This window comes from Bradyrhizobium sp. Leaf396 (genome assembly GCF_001424605.1).
Taxonomy (GTDB): domain Bacteria; phylum Pseudomonadota; class Alphaproteobacteria; order Rhizobiales; family Xanthobacteraceae; genus Bradyrhizobium; species Bradyrhizobium japonicum_C.
The window spans coordinates 15,082-35,231 of sequence record NZ_LMQJ01000033.1 but is presented as its reverse complement, the minus strand read 5'-3'; the positions used below and the strand labels follow the sequence as shown (position 1 = coordinate 35,231).

Genomic DNA, 20,150 nt, shown 5'->3' with positions numbered 1-20,150 from the left:
CCCCGCCGCCTCGCGCTTGTACTCTTCAGTAAACGACCGACGTGCACGTTCCATTCAACACCTCCAGGCTCAACGAGCCTACTACAGGTGTCCACTCATTCGGAGGAAGTTCACGAGAGCTGAAGAAGAAGGGCGAGGCGACGAAGCAAGATCCAGAGCCGGAGGAGGGGAGCGTGATCGTGACAAACGCCGCCATGTATTCTGTCCCCAAAAAGCGGTCGGGCGAACTTAGGGAAAAGTTCGCGGATGCGGCGCAGAAGGCGGGTTACGAGGTTTATGCGCGATCGGGCTCCAATGCGCTGGCGCTCCATGGGACGTCTGTCACTTTCGCGGGCGGCAAATTTAGGATCGCGGCAACGGGCAGGTCGGAGGATGCTGCTATCGTTGCGAGGTTCGCTCGCGAACTCAACTGGCCAGCCTTGGTCGTGAAGGGAGGTGCACGCCTTGCTGACCTGGTGGCAATCGAGGCAGCAAAGGAACACGTCTTTATGGTCAATCGCGCCCCCCGCGGCCCTGCCCGGGATCTCATTGCGCGGGCGTTCTACAGCGAGATGAAGGACGACATTGCGCGCCACGATCTGCTCGGGATCGCCGCAGGGTTCTACGCGAAGTTCGAGGCGAACCAGGCTGCCCCGCAAGTAGCTGAAGCGCTCGATGCTGCCCTGCAGGTGGATGTGGGCTGCGATCTTCAAATGCCGGCAAAGCCGGTGGTGCCGAACACCGCACCAGCCCGGTGGAGCAATGTCGCTGAGCCGGCATCGGTCGCTGTGCCGACCGCAACGTCGGAGAACGAGAAACACGTAACCGTCGGGTGGGATGATGTGAGGCGAGCCGCTGCTTTCTCGTCCGAGGCGATCGCTCCAACGTCTGGAGATCGCAGTGAGGCTCGCCGGCCGTCCAGAGTGGGCGGGCCCTCCAACCCTCCTCGATCGCCGGCAGACCTGAGGGTACCGAGCACCGCTCCAATCGAGGCGAGCGAGGTCGGCGCGCTCGCTTCAGCGGTCGCGCCCATTGCGAGCCCAGGGAATGGCAGCCGGCGCGTGGCCACCGACGGGGACGTGAGGCGAGCCACTGCTTCCTCATCCGAAACGATCGCACGAGCGTCCGGACATCGCAGAGAAGCCTCCCGATTGCCTCGACTGGGTGTGGCATCGAACAGCCCTTCTCGATCGCCGGCAGGCCCGAGGGCTCTGAGCACCGCTCCGCTCCGCCCGAGCGAGGTCGCCGGCCTGGCTTCAACGGTTGCGGCCATCGCGACGTCGGGCAACGACAGCCCACACGAGGCCGCTGGTGCCGATGCGAGGCGAACCGCCGGTTCATCGTCCGAACCCCTGGGAGGCTTCGAAATGCCGTTGCAGGCCGATTCCTGGAAGGTCAAACCCGATCCAATCAGGTCGGGGCGCGATGCGCTTGCGCTTGAGGTCGGTTTCAAGCGGCAGCGGCAAATTCACGAGGAGCTCGACGAATTCCTGCGTCGGAAGACGGGGCAATCGCCCGGGCTTCGGCGTGAGGGCGCCGCTTCGCCGAGGAACGCGAAGCTTCAGCAGCCGACGAGGCCTCCCCAGCCGATCCCGCAGTGGCCTGCCGAAATTCCCGGCCTCAATGATGAGGCGGTCGAGACGGAGGAGCCCGACTACCAAGCGCCGCGTTTTTGACGCTCGGCCACTGCGGTCTTGTGCTCGTGCATCAGCTCATGCTCGGCAGGCAGAACACCGGCCTTTCTCAAAATGCTGTTGCCTGCCGGTCATTAACCATCAGTTGGCGTGCCAGCTGGAATATTCCGAGAACAGACCGCATATTGAGCTTACCCTCGCGGATCCCTGCGAGGCGGCCGCCGCCGGTGGTTGCAACACCGACGAGCGGCCTGACCACAACCGACTTAACAGGAGTCAGTCATGGCTAAGCGCCACTATAGCGCCGATTCGGCGATCCCTCTTCCGTCCTCTCCGATGCTCTGTGTCCGGTCCGATGTGACCGGCGGTTGCGCTTTGGTGCCCGGGGTCGGGCCCACGGTGGACGACACGGTTCTGTCCAGCATCACCCCCTCTATCGACTAGGCGCGGGTCGCGAGGCCCGACGTCATGCGGCGCGACGGCGTCGCATGAATCGGTCGCGGTCCGTGGCCTGCGCTGGCAATTCCGCGCATCGAGGACGCCAATCCTGGCGTCCTCGATCTCTGCGGATCATGCCAGGCAAGCTGCAATGACGGCCCACGCCCTGCGACGTCTGGCAGGGCGTCGCGTGGCGCGTCAGCCAGTCCGATGTCGACCTCGCGATCTCTCAGAGGACAGAGAGATCGATCCATGAAATTTCCCAACGAGACCATCCCGATGGTGCAGCCTTGCACCCACACGATCTATCGCCCGTTCGGTGGCGTCGAGGATTATCGCCAGATCCACGATCCGGCCGGCCGGCTCGCGGTCACGGCGTTTCCGCTGTCGATGGCCAGGAGCCTGGCGGCGACCTGCGAGCTGTGGTCCGCGTGCTACGTCATTGCCGGGCGAGACGAAGCCTATATCGGGGAGAGCAACCGCGCGGTCAGGTGCGTCGCCGAGCATGCCGCGGCTGCCTCCAACATCTTTGGCGCGGAGGCCTACCTGCTCCACGCACAGGAGCCGCACGTACTGCCATGGTCGGCGCGACTCCGCCTCGCGCATCGTTTGAACGAACTCGCCAAAGAGGCAGGTCTGGTCACCCTGGCCAACACCGTTGAGCCGCGGGGTCTTCCTTGCCCGGGAGAACACGCCGCAGCCCTGGAGCGGCTAGTGGCCGATGGCCGCCGCCTGCTGTTCGATGCCGGCTGCCGGATCTTCAACGCCAACCTTGTGAGGCAGCTGCCGGCGGAGGCCGAGTTCGATGACAATCAGGCTGTGAATGCGGTCGTCGAGACCGGCTTGCCGATGGCGCCGCCAGCCGAAGGCGAGCTTGAATTCGATTATTGCTGCATCTGGGCGCGCGGGCACCACGATCGCGAAGGGTTCGTGGTCCGGGCCGGATCGGAGGTGCGCAACATCGAGACCCCAAGCCTCAGGCAGAACATCAAAAAGCTCCGCGCGGATCTCCTCGCCACGGGCGTCGTGGTACCGATCGCCGGCATCAAGGATCGCCTGCGCTTCCAGGTCGACTGGCGCTTCTTTTCTGCCGCGGTCGCAGCCAAGTTCGTCGCGGGAGCGCATGTGGCCGGCACCAAGTGGGTGCGCCCGCGCACTCCCGGGCCGATCGCGGGCGCGGAGTAGGAGCGGCCGGATGTCCAATTCCACGGCAATGCCGGGGCACGAGCCCCGGCAAGATGGCGAGGCCCGTCTCCGCGGCCGTCTTGGCGAAGGCGGCGCGCCGATCGAGAGCACCGCGCCGGCTGGAGGGGCGGCGACGCATCCGGGTGCGGATCACGATGGCCGGATGCTCGATGTCTCATCGCCGATCGTCCGTGCGCTCGTCGAGATCTCGCCGCTGCGCTGGTGGCGGTCGATGCCGGCGGACGCTTTTCGGGCGGCGGAGTACCTCGCGGTCCGGTCCACCCTCGAGGAGGTCACAAGGCTGATCGAAGGCGCCGAGGTCGAGCCGGCGCTGCAAGGGGATGCCGAAGCGGCCATCGCGCTGGCGCGCTCATTGATGCCGATCAAGCGCTTGGGCGGGATCAAGACCGACATTGCGATGACTGCCTTATTGTCCCTCGCGCTCGAGGGGGAGCCCAGGTGCGCGCTCGTGCTCGCTCACGTGATCGATCGCGCCGAGCACGATGCCCAAAAAGCAGATCAACTGTGCGGCTCCTGGTTGGCGTTTCGCTTCGGCCGCTCGGCCAGCTGCGGCGGCTTCAGTCCGGCCGAGACAGCCTTGCTGAAGACGCTGCGGGCCTTCGATGCCCTGCGCCCGGGCAGGGAAGGCCGCGCATGAGCTTTCCGTCGTCTCTCGTCCTCAAATCCACCATGCTGCCCGTCGGACCCGCCGCGCGGAAACATGCGGAGCCTGGCGCGGATGCATGCTGCGCAAAGGACGCCCGAGGCGATCGAACTCGTTGCGAGGGTGCGCTCCGAGCCGATCGCGCCCTCGCTGCCGACCACCAGCAAGCCTAGCGCTTTGGCGACTTCTTCCGCCGTTCGAGCCAGTCTCTCGCAGCCTCCTCAAGGATCTCCGAGGCACTGGTGTCGTCCTCGAGAGCGACGCGCTTGATCGATTTGATCAGCTCGGCGTCCAGGGTTGCGAAGAAGTTGCGTCTTGGCTGCGGGACCGCCGTCTTGCCTGCTTTTGCGGGTTTTCCTTGCTCGGCCATGGGCTCTCCGTGGGTGATGAGGGGGCAAGGATTCGCCGGTAGGCGAATCCTTGAAGCCGGGCCGAATGTAGGCCGTGCTCGGTCAAATAACCATAGGTAACTTGCTGTATATGGGCATATCCTATGTAACTAGATATATAGATGAACGTTGACATGTATCGCTGTTTATGGTTCGTTCTCGGTCACAGCGGTGGTAGCGAGGGATTGTGATGGCGCGTGACGAGAGGGATTGGCGGGGCGAACTCGTGCGGGCCTACCCGGATTTATTTCATCCCGCCGGCGATCCGCCGCCTGCGCGGACCTTGCCGGACGTCGCCGACGGCTGGCGCGATCTGCTGGAGCGTGTCTGCGCGCGCATGCAAGCGGCGCTGCAGCCGGGCGAGACGATCCGGATCATCCAGATCGACAAGAAGTCCGGCAGCCTGCGGGTCTACTGGCGCGGCGACGTCACTCCGCAGACCGCCGCCAGGCTGCACGAAGCGATTGCGCTTGCCAAGGCACGCTCCACCTGCACCTGCGAGTCGTGCGGCGCGGAGGGGCAGCTTTGCTTTGTTGGCAGTGTCTACATGATCCGTTGCGCCGCCCACGTCCAAGGCGAGCTGATTCCGACCCCGCCAGGCCGGGAGAACGTCCACCTTGTCCGTGTCTCGATGGCGGATGGCTACCGGATAGTGGCGCGACGCTACGACCGCCTGGCTGACCGTTTCGCTGACGAGGACCCGGCAGTTCGAGAAACAAGGAGGCCTGAGACAACTGTTACCGCGGATTGGCGCGTCGATCTCATGCAGGCTCATCCAAAGCTGTTCGCGATCGTGCAGGCCAAGCCTCAGGCGTCGTTCGGTTATCCATCCTGCCGGTCAGGGTGGCGAGATGTTCTCGACCAGCTTTGCCGGAGAATTGAAGCCGCATTGGCGCATAACGAAACTTTCAAGTTCGTCCGCATCGGCACCAAACTGGGCCTGCTCTGGATCAAGTGGGAGGGCGAGGTCTCGGGCGAGAGTCGCGCGAAGATCGAAGACGCCATCAGCCTCGCCGTCCAGCGCGCAAGCTGGACCTGTGACATCTGCGGCCTGGAGGGATCGGTCGCTGCAGCATGCTGAGGTCTTTCAACACAATGCTTTTCCGAACACACCCAGGGCAATGCCAAAAGGCCAAGCCATCGGCGGAGCGAGAACATCCGTCCACCGCAGGGGCCTTGCTTCGCGTGCGCCCCGGAAGGGCACGCGGCCCGCGCGCAGATTGGAGCGATAGGATGGCTGGATTCCGGTGTGAGCGCGAGGGCGCGTGCGATGACCAGCCGTACCGCCACGAATGTCCGCTCTGCGGATCGGCGGACATCGTGTTCGCGCCTGGCATCGATGAGCTGGCGGAAGAGCTCGTGGCGGCGCTGCTCGATGCCGAGCCTCTCGATGACGGCGACAATGAGCATGAGGACTGACGTGCGTCTATGGGTTGTGTCGGATCTACATGTGGAACTGACGCGAGGCTGGGACCTGCCGGCTCCCGATGCGCGGCCGCGGTTCGACGTCCTGGTGGTCGCCGGCGATCTGATCCCCCGCATGGAGCGGGGCGTGAGGTGGCTGCACGAACGCGTCCCTGATCGGCCAGTGATCTACGTGCCCGGCAACCACGAATTCTACGGCGCCGATATCGATCGGACGGTCGAGAAGGCGAGAGCGGCAGCAGCCGGCACGAACATTCATGTGCTGCAGCACGACTACGTCCGGATCGGTGATGTTACTTTCGCCGGCGCAACAATGTGGACGGATTTCGATCTGTTCGGCGACGCGGATCGCGCCATGTTTCTTGCGGGCGAGCGGATGAACGATTTCCGGAAGATCCGGATCGGGGGCTATGCCAGACGATTCCGACCGCCCCACGCGCTGATCCGGCATCAGCAAGCCCGTGCATTCTTCGAATCGCAGATGCGCGGGCCCCGTCCGGGCAGGCTGGTCGTGATCTCTCATCATGCCCCTCATCCCGGCGCGCCTTCGCCGCTGTCCGATCCCCCGAGGCCGGACGAGATCCTCAGCGCCGCCTATCGCAGCGACCTGACCGCTCTCATGCGCCCGGCCGCCAATGATGGACGCGGCACGCTGAAGCCCGCTGATCTCTGGATCTACGGCCATACCCACGCGTCCGATGACACCGTGATCGGCGCAACGCGCGTGGTTTCGAACGCAAAAGGCTACGGACCCTGGCCGCCGCAGCAGCGCGCCTGGGACAACCGGAGCTTCGATCCAAAACTGACTATCGAGATCTGAAGGGGCAGCGAGATGCCATGACGGATATCGAAGACCACCGGACGCAGGCGGACGTGCTTACGTCCTTTCCATGACGGTAAAACAAGGTGCAAGAGTATGCGTGACACGACAGACGCCCAGACCCCGAACGATTTTTTTATCTCGGCCAAGACCACCACTGCGATCCCTGTGCGACACCCGACAGTCCGGGATGCGCTGATTCAGGCGTCCCTCGATCCGCAGGTGCGTTCCATCGATTACGTCGCCAGCGCCCAGGTTGCCTCCGCGCAGGTCGCGCTCGATGCCGTCGTCCTCCAGCGCGAGCATGGTCGTTATGTCCTCGACATCGTGCCGGCGCGACGCGTCCTCGACCTCGACGAGGGAGGCCTCGCGCTGATCGCATGGGATGAGCTCAAGCTCGAGCCGCTTGAAGTGACGGCTGAAGAGCTAAGCCGCGAGCCGCGGCGCAGCAATGCGAACCTGGTCTGGACGTATAGCGGCGTGGCAGTTCCGGTCGGCGTTCGCCTGCGCATCCAGCAAGTCCTGCTCGAGGAAGGGCCGATGGCGCTCGGCCAGCTCCTGAAGGCTTTGGACGGAGAGGGTGAGCCCGCGGTAGCAGTGATGGCGCTCGCCTGCGCCAATCTCGTCTGCCTCGATCTCTTCTCCCAGCCGCTGAGCCCGACCACGCTCGTCCGGCTCTGCGTACAAGCGGGCACGCATGGGCTCTGAGGAGGAGACAGCCGATCTTCCGGGTGCCGTGGAAAACGCCGTCTCGACAGGCGCGGCGGCGGATTCCGCCGACTGTGACGAGCGCCTGAAGGGAGTACCGCGCCTTCTGCGCTATGCCATGCTGGTCACCGATGGTAGCCAGCACGTCATCGAGCGGCTGATAGCAGAGATCCATGAGCTGTGCCCGCAATTGCCGCACACCGTCGCTTGGGCGGTCGCGCGCACGCTTGACAGCGCATTAGAGTTGGCGGCCGAGCTCGACCATCGTGCGGTCGCTCAGGACCAGCCGAACTTGCGCAGCCTGGCCGACTGCGTCCGGCTGCTGTCGCTGCCGACGCCGCATGGTTCCGACTATATCGAGGAGCACCGAAGGGTCGGCAAGGCGCTAGTCCAGGCTTTTTATGCGAGCGCCAGGCATGTGGAGCAGGAGCTCTGCTGCGATCTCGAGGGATTCACGTTCGGCTGGGCAGCGCTGCCGGCCTGCACCGGCATGCTGTCCAGAAGGGCGTCGGCGGCGACGAATGCGGCCTATCTTGGCCGCCGCATTGCGGAGCAGCGTGTCACTGCCGCGAAGGCGGCAGTCCGGCGGAAGCTAGCGGAAGAGCACCGGAAAAAACGGGAGGCCGAAGAGCAGGAAACGGCAGCCACCTTGCAAGTGACGCCGGCGGCGACCGCGGAAGCCATTCCCGCCGGCCACGTCATCGTGGCCCACCTCGAGAAGAGCGAGATGATGAATCCCAAGCTGAAGGAAATTCTCAAACCACTCGCGCACGTCATCAATACGCCCCTGCCGCTGGTCGAGGCGCCGCCGCTGCTTAGGGTCCGCAACGCGCTTGCATTCGAGTTTCCCTATGCACTGAACGTGATCGACTTCGCGCTGGCCGACCTTGTCGGCCGCGCGACCGTTCGCCTGCGGCCGCTGTTGCTTGTTGGTGATCCCGGCGCCGGCAAAAGCAGATTCGCCCGTCGGCTCGGCGAAATCCTCGGCGTCAGTGTGTGGCGGGAGGACGCCTCGCGCTCCGATGGCGCGGTGTTTGGCGGCACCGATCGGCGCTGGTATTCGGTCGAACCCTGCCATCCCTTTCTCGCAATTGCGCGAGGTAAAATTGGAAACCCGCTGGTGCTCATTGACGAACTGGAAAAGGCGGGCACGCGGTCGGACTACGGCCGCTTGTGGGATTGCCTGCTCGGCTTCTTGGAAGTTGAGACCAGCGCCCGCTATCCTGATCCGGCACTTCAGACGACCCTCGACGTCTCGCAGGTCTCCTACGTCGCAACTGCCAATAGCATCGAGCCGTTGCCCTCGCCGATCCGCGACCGCTTTCGCGTCGTGATGTTCCCGAAACCGTCAGCCGACGACCTCGACGCGCTGCTGCCGGCTGTGCTGGATGACCTCGCACGGGAGCGTGGCCTCGATGCGGCCTGGGTGCCGCCGCTGGACGGCGTCGAGCGCGCCGCGATCGGGCAGAGTTGGCGCGGCGGCTCGATGCGGCGGCTGCGCCGGATGGTGGAGGCGGTCCTGCGCGAGCGCGATCAGCGGGCAGCGCGAAATTGAAATGACCGTCGTCAACATCTGTCTCGTCGACGCGCCCGCGGACTGCTCCCCCGCGTCGCAGACCTTCGCCATCAACAATGGTCCGCAGAGGGCGCTGCGACGGCCGGCATCAGCAAGCTGAGGATCATTTGGAAGTTATTTGTGCGAGATAATGTCATGAGACTGCTGGATGCAGAGATGTGCGATGGCGAATTGCTGCTCGTCCTCCGCGGAAACTCCGCCCAGATGTTCGCCGCCAAGGCAGCGATGGCGGATATCCTTGGATGCGGGGTTCATCTCGTCTCGCCGGGAATGATGCGCCGCATCAGGGGCAGCCAGAGCAAGGCCGGCGAATCCCCCCTCGAGTGGCTCGCCCGGATCGCTATCATTGATACCGTCGCCGGCAACATCTCGGCGGACGAGCCCGTCATCGTGCGGCACTCCGGCATCATGGGTGGCAAACCGGTCTTTCGGGGCACGCGCGTGTCGCCGGGGCCCGTCTTTGCCCTGCTGGCCGACACGTCGATCGACGAGTTCGTGCGTGCGAAGTACCCGTCGCTAGAACGAGACGAGATCACAACCGCCCTGCAGCAGGCCTGCCGTCTGCTGGAGCGAAATGCGCCATGGGTAGAGCAAGGATGATCGGTTCAGGGGGATGCGGTCACTGAGGGCGGGGAGACCCTCGCAAGTATCTGTCTTCACCAGAAAAATTCCGATCGCACTGTATTGTGCCTGCGCGATGCGGGGCTAACGGGGCCGAGAAACTCCGCCGCCCTGCCTGCGCCCGATATTCAGCCGTCGGTCGTATCTCAAGGCACGTTTCGCACGGCGGTCGGCGGAAGCCAAAGCGCCCGCATGGGCCGAAACCCCCCGGGACGGTGACAATCAGCACTGCCCTGAGTTTCTGAAATCCCGGTCGGATGTCTCCAACCGGTCGCTTGAGCAACGCTCCAAATACACGGAGGCCACTCGGTAGTCGCCGCCAGCGCTGATTGACTTGTGAGGCCGCGGCGTACCGAATCGTCCGGCCACCGGCCCTTTGCACTTATTTCAATTTTGGTCGGGAGCCGCCGTTCGATGGCGAGATCGTCGTGTCGACCCCGCTCAGCCCGCGTTGGCCTTCAGCCCCGCGGCCTCGATCCCGGCCACTGCGCAGGCCTCGTCATTGTCGGACGTATCGCCGGAGACGCCGACCGCGCCGAGCAGGGTCGCGCCGTCCATGATCAGCACGCCGCCGGGGACCGGCACCAGCGCGCCTCTTGCAATCGTGTTCACGGCATCGATGAAATACGCCTGCTCCTGCGCGCGCTGGAACAGGGCCCGCGAACCCATGCCCATGGCGAGCGCGCCATAGGCCTTGCCGTGGGCGATCTCGGCGCGCATCAGGCTGGTGCCGTCCTGCGCGGCTGCGAGCTTGAGCACGCCCCGCGCGTCCAGGATGGTGACGACCAGCGGCTTGAGCTTGAGCTCACCGGCCTTCGCGAAGGCGGCATCAAGGATCTTGCGAGCGGTATCGAGCGTGAGGTCAGTCATTGCTGGCTTCCTTTGCAGCTTGAGAGGTGGAATGGGTTTCGGCGCGGTCGAGGCTCATCGCGAGCACGCGGGCGACGTGAAGTGCCTCGCGTCCGGTGCCGTCATGAATCTGGTGACGGCACGAGGTGCCGTCGGCGACGACCAGCGTCGTCTGGTCCGCGCGCCGCACGGCCGGCAGCAGCGACAGCTCGGCCATCTCGATCGAGGCGTCATAGGTGTCGGCGCCGTAGCCGAACGCGCCGGCCATGCCGCAGCAGCTTGATTCGATGGTTTCGACCTTGAGGCCCGGGACGAGGCGCAGCACCTGCTCGACCGGCTTGAAGGCGTCGAACGATTTTTGGTGACAATGGCCGTGCACGATGGCTTTGTTGGCGATGGTGCCGAGCGGGAGCTGCAGCCGGCCAGCTCCGGCTTCCTGCACCAGAAATTCCTCGAAGGTCAGCGCGTGAGCGCCGACAGCCTTGGCTTGGTCGTCCTTGCGCAGCGAAGCGAGCTCGTCCCGCAGCGTCAAGAGGCAGCTCGGCTCCAACCCCACGATCGGCACGCCCCGCGCGGCGAAGGGCGCGAACGCGGTCACGAGCCGATCCAGTTCGGCCCTCGCTTCAGAGACGAGTCCCGCGGACAGGAAGGTGCGGCCGCAGCAGAGCGGCCTGGTGCCGCTTGCCTGCTTCGGCAGGTGCACGCGATAGCCGCCGGCCGTGAGCACGCGCAGCGCGGCGTCGAGATTCTCGCGCTCATAGATGCGGTTGAACGTATCGGCGAACAGAACGACCTCGCGGCCGCCCTCAGGCCCGACGCTGTCGGCCGGCGATGCGAACACATCGCTGCGGAAGGCGGGGAGAGCGCGGCGCGCGCTGATGCCCGCAATCCGCTCCAACAACCTTCGCAAGAGCGGGCTGTTATTGCGCAGATTCGCCAACGGCGCGAAGCGCGAGGCGAGGCCGGCATAGCGCGGCAGGTACGCGACCAGTCGGTCGCGCAACGTCAGGCCATGGGACCGCGCGCGTGCGGCGAGCACCTCGATCTTCATCTTGGCCATGTCGACACCGGTCGGGCATTCGTGGCGGCAGGCCTTGCACGAGACGCAAAGTTTTAAGGTCTCCATCATCTCGTCGGAGGAAAGCGCATCGGGGCCGAGCTGACCGGAGATCGCGAGCCGCAGCGTGTTCGCACGCCCTCGCGTGACATCCTTCTCGTTGTGCGTCGCACGATAGGATGGGCACATCACGCCGCCTTCGAGCTTGCGGCAGGCGCCGTTGTTGTTGCACATCTCGACCGCGCCCTGGAAGCCGCCGTCCGCGCCGGGATAAGCGGACCAATCGAGCTCTGTTCTCAGCTCGCTCACGCGATAATCGGGCTTGAACCGGAACAGCGAGCGGTCGTCCATCCTCGGCGCATCGACGATCTTGCCGGGATTGAGGACGCCCTCGGGATCGAAGCGCTGCTTCACGTACTTGAAGTCGGCGACGAGGCGCTCGCCGAACATGCTCTCGTGAAATTCCGAGCGCACCAGCCCATCGCCATGTTCGCCGGAATGCGAGCCCTTGTACTCGCGCACCAGCGCGAACGCCTCTTCGGCAATCGCGCGCATCGCCTTGACGTCCTTGTCCAGCTTCAGGTTCAGCACGGGGCGAACGTGCAGGCAGCCTTCGGAGGCGTGCGCATACATTGTGCCGCTGGTGCCATGTTTGGCAAACACCTCGTTCAGGCGGGCGGTGTAGTCGGCGAGATGCGGCAACGGCACCGCGCAGTCCTCGACGAAGGAGACCGGCTTGCCCTCCTGCTTCATCGACATCATGACGTTGAGCCCCGCGGCGCGAAAATCGGCAATGCCGCTCTGCAGCGCCGGCTCGACGATCTCGACCACGCCACCCCATTTGCGCGTGTCGTTGTTCCAGCCGAAGCCGAGATCGCCCATCAGCTCGCCGAGCTGTTTGAGTCGCACGAGATTATCCGCCTGGTCCTCTTCGGCGAACTCCACCACCAGCACCGCGTCCGGATCGCCCTTGATCGCTGCGGAAATAACGGGTGCGAACATCGCGATGTCGCGGCCGAGTGCGATCATGGTGCGGTCGACCAGCTCGACGGCGATCGGTTTTAGCTTCACCAGATGCTGCGCCGCGTCCATCGCCTCGTAGAAGCTGCCGAAATGGCAGACGCCAAGCGCCTTGTTGCGGATCACGGGCCACAGTTTCAGCTCGACCTTGGTGGTGAAGGCGAGGGTGCCTTCGGAGCCGACCAACAGATGGGCCATGTTATTCGGGGCGTTGCGCGGCACCAGCGCATCGAGATTGTAGCCGCCGACCCGGCGCTGCACCTTGGGGAAGCGTGCGGAGATCTCCTCGGCTTCGCGTGCGCCGAGATCGAGCATGTCGCGGAACAGCGCGCGGGTGCTGTCCATGACCTCGACAAGGGAAAGATCGCGTGAAACCTCGCCGAAGCGGCTCAGCGTGCCGTCGGCGAGCGCGGCCTCGATCGACAGCGTGTTGTCCCGCATGGTTCCGTAGCGCAGGCTGCGCCCGCCGCAGGAATTGTTGCCGGCCATGCCGCCGATGGTCGCGCGCGAGGCCGTGGAGACGTCGACCGGAAACCACAGCCCGTGCCTTTTGAGCTGCCGGTTGAGCTCGTCGAGCACGATTCCCGGCTCGACCACGCAGGTCTGGCCCTCGACATCGAGCGACAGGATCCGGTTCAGGTGCTTGGAAAGATCGATTACCAGCCCGTCGTTGACGGTCTGGCCGCATTGCGAGGTGCCGCCGCCCCGCGGGGTGACCTTCAGCCCCTGATCGCGGGCGATCGCCAGCGCCCGCAGTGCCTCGTCCATGCTGCGCGGCACCACCACGCCGGCCGGCATGATCTGGTAGAACGAGGCATCGGTGGCGTAGCGGCCGCGGCTGTAGGGGTCGAACAGGACGTCACCGGTGATTTCCCGGGCTAGACGCGCCGCCAGGCCGTCCTTCTGGGCCGATTTCGGCAATTTTCCAGCCACTTCCGCCGCCATGGTCCACTTTCGCTTGTTCGCCGGCACCGTCTTGCCTCCCGTCACGGCCCTTGGCAAGCAAGCCCTGCTTGTTCTGCATTGACGGAGCTAGGCGGGCGAGGGACAAGCCCGGCGAATAATGATATGCGAACGGCTCGCCGGAGCCCTCAGATCGAGCGTGCCGACGCTAGAGCCAAGACAGCCTCAAAGACCGGGAAGGACGCCGATGACCGTGCATACTGGAAGGCATTTCCTACAGATTCCAGGACCGACCAACGTACCCGATCGGGTGCTGCGGGCGATGGACATGCCGACCTTGGACCATCGCGGTCCGGAGTTCGCCGAACTCGGTTTCGCCGTCCTCGCCGCGATGCAGCGCGTGTTCCGCACCAAGCAGCCCGTGATCATCTTCCCCTCGTCCGGCACCGGCGCCTGGGAAGCGGCGATGGTCAACGTGTTTTCGCCGGGTGACAAAGTCCTGATGTGCGAGACCGGCCAGTTCGCCGTGTTGTGGCGCGGCATTGCCGACAAGTTCAAGCTCGACGTCGACTTCATCCCGAGCGATTGGCGCCATGGCGCCGACCTCGCCGAGATCGAGACGCGCCTGGCTGCGGACAAGCAGCACGCGATCAAGGCGGTCTGCGTCGTTCACAACGAGACCTCGACCGGTTGCGTGACGCCGCCGCTGGAGGTGCGCAAGCTGCTCGATCGCATCAAGCATCCTGCGCTGCTGATGGTCGACACCATCTCGGGACTCGGCTCGATGGAATACGAGCACGACGCCTGGGGCATCGACGTCTCGGTCGCGGGTTCCCAGAAGGGCCTGATGCTGCCTCCCGGCCTCGGCTTCAACGCGATCTCCGAGAAGGCGCTCAGCGTTGCCAAGGCCAATCCGGGCATGCGCTCCTATTGGGACTGGCAGGAGGTCATCAACTTCAACAAGCTCGGCACCTTCCCCTATACGCCCGCCACCAACCTGCTGTACGGCCTGCGCGAAGCGGTCAAGATGCTGGAAGAAGAGGGCCTGGAGAACGTCTGGTCCCGCCACAAGCGCCACAGCGCGGCGACGCGCGCCGCGGTCAAGGTCTGGGGCCTGGAGACGCAATGCGCCGATCCCGCCGCGCATTCCCCGGCGCTGACCGGTGTGCGCGTGCCGGAAGGACACGACGCCGACGCCTTCCGCAAGGTAGTGCTTGAAAACTTCGACATGTCGCTCGGCACGGGCCTGAACAAGGTCAAGGGCAAGGTGTTCCGCATCGGCCATATCGGCCATTTCAACGATCTGATGCTGATGGGTACGCTCGCCGGCGTCGAGATGGGGCTCGACCTCGCCAAGATCCCGCATCGGAGCGGCGGCGTGCTGGCGGCCATGGATGTGCTGAAGGGACGCGACGTTTTGCCGATGACGAAGGCCCAAGTTGCTTAGCCTAGAGGCGCGAGCCGCTTGAAGGCTCGACGCCTGAACCAGTCAGAGAAGACCAGTCAGAGAAGAAGAGAGCGCGATGAACGCACCGACGACCAACGAAGATCTGCTCTACTCCGTCCAGGACGGCATCGCGCGGATCACCTTCAATCGCCCGCAGGCGCGCAACGCGATGACCTTCGCCATGTACGATCGCATGGCGGATATCTGCCTGGAAATCAACGCCGATCGGTCGATCAAGGCGCTGATCCTGACCGGCGCGGGCGACAAGGCGTTTGCCTCCGGCACCGACATCTCGCAGTTCCGTGCCTTCAAGACCGCGCAGGATGCGCTCGATTACGAGGCGCGGATCGACCGCGTGCTCGGCACGCTCGAGCAGTGCCGTGTGCCGGTGATCGCGGCCATTGCCGGCGCCTGCACCGGCGGCGGTGCCGGCATTGCCGCCTGCTGCGATCTTCGCATCGGCACCGAGACGACGCGGATGGGCTTTCCGATCGCGCGCACGCTCGGCAACTGCCTGTCGATGTCCAACATCAGCCGCGTCGTCGCGCTGGTTGGTCCTGCCCGTACCAAGGATCTGATCTTCAAGGCGCGCCTCGTCGAGGCGCAGGAAGCGCTGGCTCTCGGCCTGCTCAATGAGGTCGTGCCCGACGTCGAGACGCTACAGCGCCGCGCCGACGACACGGCGAAGCTCGTCGCCAGCCACGCGCCGCTCACGCTGGAAGCGACCAAGGAAGCGGTGCGCCGCATCCGCCGCACGCTGTCGCGCGAGGAGGGCGAGGACCTGATCCTGAAGGCCTATATGAGCGAAGATTTTCGCGAGGGGATGGATGCCTTCCTCAACAAGCGCGCGCCGGTCTGGAAGGGCAGGTAAAGAGTCTTGTCGGCTTTCTGCTTGGTCAGCCGAAAGTCATATGGCTTGAATTGCCGGTCTGCTTGAACTCGTCGGTATAAGTCCGCACAATGCAGGGATAGAAGCTACCGAACTACAAACTCAAAAAACATCAGGGGACGAAACTCGTGCGAATTCCAGTGAAGGCCGTCGGCGCCGCGACGGCGCTGTTGTTGAGCACGCCGGCCTTCGCCGGCTGGGAGCCGACCAAGCCGGTCGAGATCGTGGTCGCGGCGGGCGCGGGGGGCGCCTCCGACCAGATGGCGCGGATGATGCAGGCCGCGATCCAGAAGAACAATCTGATGAAGCAGCCGATGGTCGTCTCGCTCAAGGGCGGCGCCTCGGGCGCGGAAGCGCTGATGTACATGAAGTCGAGCGAAGGCGATCCGAACAAGGTGCTGATCGCCTATTCACTGATCTACATGCTGCCGCTGTCGGCGAAGATCCCGTTCAACTGGCGCGAGCTGACGCCGGTGTCGGTGGTCGCGCTCGACCAATTCGTGCTGTGGGACAACAGCGCCGGTCCAAAGACGGTGAAGGAATTTGTCGCAGCCGCGAAGGCGGCAAGCTCGCCGTTCAAGATGGGCGGCACCGGCTCGAAGCGCGAGGACCATGTGCTGACCGTCTTCCTGGAGCAGAAGACGGGCGCGAAATTCTCTTATCTGCCCTACAAGTCCGGCGGCGAGGCCGCCACCCAGCTGGTCGGCAACCACACCCAGGCCAACGTCAACAACCCGTCCGAGAATCTGGAAGTCTGGCGCGCCGGTCAGGTGCGGCCGCTCTGCGTGTTCGACAAGGAACGCATTTCCTACACCAGCAAGGTGACCGATACCCAGTCCTGGGCCGACATTCCCACCTGCAAGGAAGAGGGCGTCGACGTGCAATATCTGATGCTGCGCGCGATGTTCCTGCCCGGCAAGGTTACGCCGGAGCAGCAGGCGTTCTACGTCGATCTCTTCCACAAGGTGACGCAGACCGCCGAGTACAAGGAGTACATGGAAAAGCAGGCGTTGAAGCCGATCTTCCTCACCGGCAAGGACATGGTGCAATTCCTCGAGGAGGACGATGCGCTGAACAAGTCGCTGATGACGCAAGCCGGTTTCGTTGCGAAGTAGCTTGCCTTTCTTCACCTCTCCCCGCGTGCGGGGAGAGGTCGGATTGCATAGAAGATGCAATCCGGGTGAGGGGGACTCTCCGCTAGTCTGACCCTTACCGTCCTCTTAGAGCCTCCCCCTCACCTTAACCTTCTCCCCGCGGGCGGGGAGAGGGGATTGGCCACAGCATTCGCTCAACTCATGTCCCAAACCGATATCGAAATCGTCGTCGACGATCCGACAGCGCCTGAAGACGATTCCCCGTCCGTCGTCTCCTCCGGCACGGTCGAGATCGTCGTCTGCCTTCTGCTGCTCGCGCTGGCGGCCACGCTCGGTTACGACAATTGGCGCACCGGCGCGTCCTGGGACGCGACTGGGCCGGAGCCTGGTTACTTCCCGTTCTATCTCTCGATCATACTCGGCTCTGGCAGCCTCTATGGCCTGATCGCGACGCTCGTCTCGCATCGCGCGACGCGCGAGACCTTCGTCACGCGCGCGCAGGCAGGCCGCGTGATGGCGGTGTTCGTGCCGACGCTGCTGTTCTGCCTGGTGACGCAGTTCCTCGGCCTGTATGTCGCGAGCTTTCTCCTGATCGCGGGCTTTATGCGGCTCGTCGGCAAGATCACGCTGTGGAAGTCGCTGCTCACCGCTCTTGTGTTCACGGCGATCATGTTCGTCACCTTCGACATTGCCTTCGACGTCATCATGCCGAAAGGGCCGCTCGAAGCGGCCCTCGGCCGCTAGCGGGCCCGCACGATGGAAGCTTTCGGACTCCTGCTCCACGGCTTTGCGGTCCTGCTGACGTGGAAGACGCTCGTCCTGATGATGGTCGGGCTGGTGCTCGGCATCTTCGTCGGCGTGCTGCCGGGTCTTGGCGGCCCGAACGGCGTCGCCATCCTGCTGCCGCTCACCTTCACGATGGATCCGACCTCGGCGATCGTGATGCTGTCCTGCATCTATTGGGGCGCGCTGTTCGGCGGCGCGATCACCTCGATCCTGTTCAACATTCCCGGCGAAGCCTGGTCGGTCGCGACCACCTTCGACGGCTATCCGATGGCGCAGCAGGGCAGGGCGGCGGAGGCACTGACGGCGGCGTTCACATCGTCCTTCATCGGCTCGCTGGTCGCGGTGCTACTGATCACCTTCCTCGCGCCGATGATCTCGTCCTTTGCGCTGAAGTTCGGTCCGCCCGAGTTTTTCGCCGTGTATCTGCTGACCTTCTGCTCCTTTGTCGGTCTCGGGCGAGAGGCCAAGCACAAGACGGTCATCTCGATGTCGCTGGGCCTGCTGCTCGCCGGCATCGGCATGGATACCGTGTCTGGCAATCTCCGCATGACCTTCGGCTCGCCGGAGCTGCTTCGCGGCATCAACTTCCTGGTCGCCGTCATCGGCCTGTTCGGCATCAGCGAGATCCTGCTGACGATGGAGGAACGGCTGGCGCTGCGCGGACACGCTGCTGGCATTTCGCTGCGCGTCGTGCTCGGCGTCTGGAGGGACCTGCCGAAATACTGGGTGACGCTGCTGCGTTCCTCCTTCATCGGCTGCTGGCTCGGCATCACCCCCGGCGGCGCGATTGCGGCTTCGTTCATGGGCTACAACCTGGCCAAGCGCTTCGCCAAGGAGCCCGAAAGCTTCGGCAAGGGCCGCATCGAGGGCGTTTTCGCGCCGGAGACGGCTGCACATGCCTCCGGCACGTCGGCGTTGCTGCCGATGCTGGCGCTCGGCATTCCGGGCTCGGGCACGGCGGCGATCCTGCTCGGCGGGCTGATGGTATGGGGACTCAATCCCGGGCCGCTGCTTTTCGTCGAGCACAAGGACTTCGTCTGGGGCCTGATCGCCTCGATGTATCTCGGCAATGTCGTCGGCCTGGTGCTGGTACTGACGACCGTCCCGATCTTCGCTTCGATCTTGCGCGTGCCGTTTGCGGCGGTGGCGCCAATGATCGTGGTGTCCTGCGCGATCGGCGCCTATGCGATCCAGAACGCGATGTTCGACATCTGGCTGATGCTCGGATTTGGCGTGATCGGCTACGTCTTCAAGAAGATCGGCATTCCGCTGGCGCCGTTCACCCTCGCGCTCGTGCTCGGCAACCGCGCCGAGGATGCCTTCCGGCTGTCCATGATCGGCTCAGGCGGGAGTTTGAAGGTGTTCTGGTCGAACGGCCTGGTCGGCTCGATTACGACGCTGGCGATTCTGCTACTGTTTTGGCCGGTGATTGACGGCCTAGTCGGGCGCGTCGGCTGGGCGCAGCGGACGACGTCCTGATCCCACTAAGCGGCTGCACCAACAGCGGTTTAGGTGCAACGATCGTTTATGATCTGGCTTGTCGAGCGCTTTAGCAGGACGGGCGAGCTGATACCTTGCTTCGCCGAGAGTATGTTCACTATTGTAGCGGCCACGATCGCGTCAAGACCGATTCGCTGATTGCGTAAGCGATACGCGCGAAGCCAAGGATTAGGCCCGCATGAACGGCCGCATCTACAAGCGACTGTCCAGGGAGCAGGGCACGCAAATATCTGCAAATGATGAGATACCCGAGAAGCTCGCCGACAATGTCGAGCTTACGACCGTTCGGCGGAGCTTCGATGGTCGTTTCGCGTCGCCCACGGCGGTTTGGGGCTAGGCAGCTGCGTCCTTCTAAGGCGAAGCTATACGTATCCTCGATGGCAATCGAGCAGGCCGGCGAGATCCAATCGCTGGAGCAGTGTAGATGACGCAGAGTAGACCCTGGCTGATCATGAGGCCGGGGTCTGGTGCTGGAAGGTGGCATTTGACCCGATGATGCGACAACAAGGTGCAGCGAGGCAGCGTTTCACTTCCCCTAAAGGATCTTGCAGGCGAAAATCGGACAGAAGACTTGGGGTCGTGCTCTTCGGTGAGCAGCTGCTTCGAGCACTCGGAACGACCTCTACTGGTCATAGGGTCGGCATCTTCATATCGGAGGCGATCGGGAATGCTATATGTGCCTGGGTTATGGGGCGACGGAGGTTCGTCGTGGCAAGTCAGCGAGTAACTCGGAAGCTCAAAATAAGACCATCGAATCTTCGTGGCTACGGAATTTTGGCAATCGGCTCTGAGATGACCTTACCCGGAGAATAATCCCACCTAAGTACCAGATTGTAGCCTCCCGCAGCCGCAGACAGGAAGCAGTCGGAGTGAGCGAGAAGCTGCTCCGACGAAGCTTCGTCTCCACGATGAGGTCCTACCGCATGCTCTAGCCGAAGGTTTGATCGTCAGTCCGCGGACGTGTTCAGCAGGTAAGATCCGAGGAAGGAACAGGAAGGGACGCGTGCACAAAATGAGCTCTCATGGCCCACTTGCGGTTGACGTGAGGGCTGATTGTGAGCGAAGAGTGCACTCGCCCAGATTAGCGGGCGGCTGATCATGTCGGGTGATCTCAATGCCAATCTGCGAATCCTGGGGAGCGCTTAGAGGTGCATCACGCCGATGCG

Annotated in this window: 18 protein-coding genes; 15 read left to right on the top strand and 3 right to left on the bottom strand. The window is 64.1% G+C overall.

Going from position 1 to position 20,150, the window contains the following annotated elements; all coding sequences use genetic code 11:
* Positions 1 to 173 precede the first annotated feature (173 nt).
* From ASG57_RS24745 to ASG57_RS24735, 3 genes are all read left to right on the top strand, one after another.
* Entirely contained in the window at positions 174 to 1,655 is a 1,482-nt protein-coding gene (locus tag ASG57_RS24745; protein WP_057197894.1) for a hypothetical protein, read from the top strand.
* A 648-nt stretch (positions 1,656 to 2,303) separates the two neighbouring features.
* Complete coding sequence (locus tag ASG57_RS24740) at positions 2,304 to 3,236, top strand: DUF4357 domain-containing protein (protein ID WP_057197892.1); 933 nt, start codon at positions 2,304 to 2,306, stop codon at positions 3,234 to 3,236.
* 10 nt (positions 3,237 to 3,246) lie between these two features.
* Positions 3,247 to 3,894 carry a hypothetical protein gene (locus ASG57_RS24735; protein WP_057197890.1) on the top strand — a complete coding sequence of 216 codons (648 nt, stop codon included), beginning with the start codon at positions 3,247 to 3,249 and terminating at the stop codon, positions 3,892 to 3,894.
* 175 nt (positions 3,895 to 4,069) lie between these two features.
* On the opposite strand, the gene ASG57_RS24730 is transcribed toward ASG57_RS24735, so the two are convergent.
* Positions 4,070 to 4,270 (bottom strand): ribbon-helix-helix protein, CopG family, encoded by a 201-nt coding sequence (locus ASG57_RS24730; RefSeq protein WP_024343017.1) that lies wholly within the window; start codon positions 4,268 to 4,270, stop codon positions 4,070 to 4,072.
* A 209-nt stretch (positions 4,271 to 4,479) separates the two neighbouring features.
* Between ASG57_RS24730 and ASG57_RS38825 the strand changes: the two genes are divergently transcribed.
* The 6 genes from ASG57_RS38825 (at position 4,480) to ASG57_RS24700 (ending at position 9,418) form a co-directional block, all read left to right on the top strand.
* Positions 4,480 to 5,370, top strand: coding sequence for a hypothetical protein (locus tag ASG57_RS38825; RefSeq protein WP_024343018.1), 891 nt, complete (start codon positions 4,480 to 4,482; stop codon positions 5,368 to 5,370).
* A 152-nt stretch (positions 5,371 to 5,522) separates the two neighbouring features.
* Positions 5,523 to 5,708 carry a hypothetical protein gene (locus ASG57_RS24720; protein WP_024343019.1) on the top strand — a complete coding sequence of 62 codons (186 nt, stop codon included), beginning with the start codon at positions 5,523 to 5,525 and terminating at the stop codon, positions 5,706 to 5,708.
* Complete coding sequence (locus ASG57_RS24715) at positions 5,629 to 6,534, top strand: metallophosphoesterase (protein ID WP_349510066.1); 906 nt, start codon at positions 5,629 to 5,631, stop codon at positions 6,532 to 6,534. The genes ASG57_RS24720 and ASG57_RS24715 overlap by 80 nt, the downstream gene beginning before the upstream one ends.
* Before the next feature lie 96 nt (positions 6,535 to 6,630).
* Positions 6,631 to 7,242: a hypothetical protein gene (locus ASG57_RS24710; RefSeq protein WP_057197886.1), complete on the top strand. Its 612-nt coding sequence runs from the start codon at positions 6,631 to 6,633 to the stop codon at positions 7,240 to 7,242.
* Positions 7,232 to 8,797: an AAA family ATPase gene (locus ASG57_RS37105; protein ID WP_082529044.1), complete on the top strand. Its 1,566-nt coding sequence runs from the start codon at positions 7,232 to 7,234 to the stop codon at positions 8,795 to 8,797. The genes ASG57_RS24710 and ASG57_RS37105 overlap by 11 nt, the downstream gene beginning before the upstream one ends.
* Before the next feature lie 156 nt (positions 8,798 to 8,953).
* Positions 8,954 to 9,418, top strand: coding sequence for a DUF433 domain-containing protein (locus ASG57_RS24700; RefSeq protein ID WP_024343023.1), 465 nt, complete (start codon positions 8,954 to 8,956; stop codon positions 9,416 to 9,418).
* Between the two features lie 462 nt (positions 9,419 to 9,880).
* Here ASG57_RS24700 and ASG57_RS24695 read toward each other — a convergent pair whose 3' ends face one another.
* Positions 9,881 to 10,309: a GlcG/HbpS family heme-binding protein gene (locus tag ASG57_RS24695; protein WP_057197885.1), complete on the bottom strand. Its 429-nt coding sequence runs from the start codon at positions 10,307 to 10,309 to the stop codon at positions 9,881 to 9,883.
* A complete protein-coding gene (locus tag ASG57_RS24690) occupies positions 10,302 to 13,310 on the bottom strand; it encodes an FAD-binding and (Fe-S)-binding domain-containing protein (protein WP_057197883.1) in 3,009 nt (1,002 codons plus the stop codon). The genes ASG57_RS24695 and ASG57_RS24690 overlap by 8 nt, the downstream gene beginning before the upstream one ends.
* 205 nt (positions 13,311 to 13,515) lie before the next feature.
* Here ASG57_RS24690 and ASG57_RS24685 point away from each other — a divergent pair, with 205 nt between their 5' ends.
* From ASG57_RS24685 to ASG57_RS38120, 6 genes are all read left to right on the top strand, one after another.
* Positions 13,516 to 14,715 carry a pyridoxal-phosphate-dependent aminotransferase family protein gene (locus tag ASG57_RS24685; RefSeq protein ID WP_057197881.1) on the top strand — a complete coding sequence of 400 codons (1,200 nt, stop codon included), beginning with the start codon at positions 13,516 to 13,518 and terminating at the stop codon, positions 14,713 to 14,715.
* 76 nt (positions 14,716 to 14,791) lie between these two features.
* Entirely contained in the window at positions 14,792 to 15,586 is a 795-nt protein-coding gene (locus ASG57_RS24680; protein ID WP_024343027.1) for an enoyl-CoA hydratase/isomerase family protein, read from the top strand.
* A gap of 152 nt (positions 15,587 to 15,738) precedes the next feature.
* The gene (locus tag ASG57_RS24675; protein ID WP_502690814.1) at positions 15,739 to 16,719 is read left to right on the top strand and encodes a Bug family tripartite tricarboxylate transporter substrate binding protein; all 981 of its coding nucleotides are present in this window, start codon (positions 15,739 to 15,741) and stop codon (positions 16,717 to 16,719) included.
* 180 nt (positions 16,720 to 16,899) lie between these two features.
* Positions 16,900 to 17,442: a tripartite tricarboxylate transporter TctB family protein gene (locus ASG57_RS24670; RefSeq protein WP_057197877.1), complete on the top strand. Its 543-nt coding sequence runs from the start codon at positions 16,900 to 16,902 to the stop codon at positions 17,440 to 17,442.
* 12 nt (positions 17,443 to 17,454) lie between these two features.
* Positions 17,455 to 18,963, top strand: a complete 1,509-nt coding sequence (locus ASG57_RS24665) for a tripartite tricarboxylate transporter permease (RefSeq protein ID WP_057197875.1) — start codon at positions 17,455 to 17,457, stop codon at positions 18,961 to 18,963.
* A gap of 199 nt (positions 18,964 to 19,162) precedes the next feature.
* On the top strand, positions 19,163 to 19,321 hold the full coding sequence (locus ASG57_RS38120) for a hypothetical protein (protein WP_156402804.1): 159 nt from the start codon (positions 19,163 to 19,165) through the stop codon (positions 19,319 to 19,321).
* Positions 19,322 to 20,150: the final 829 nt, after the last annotated feature.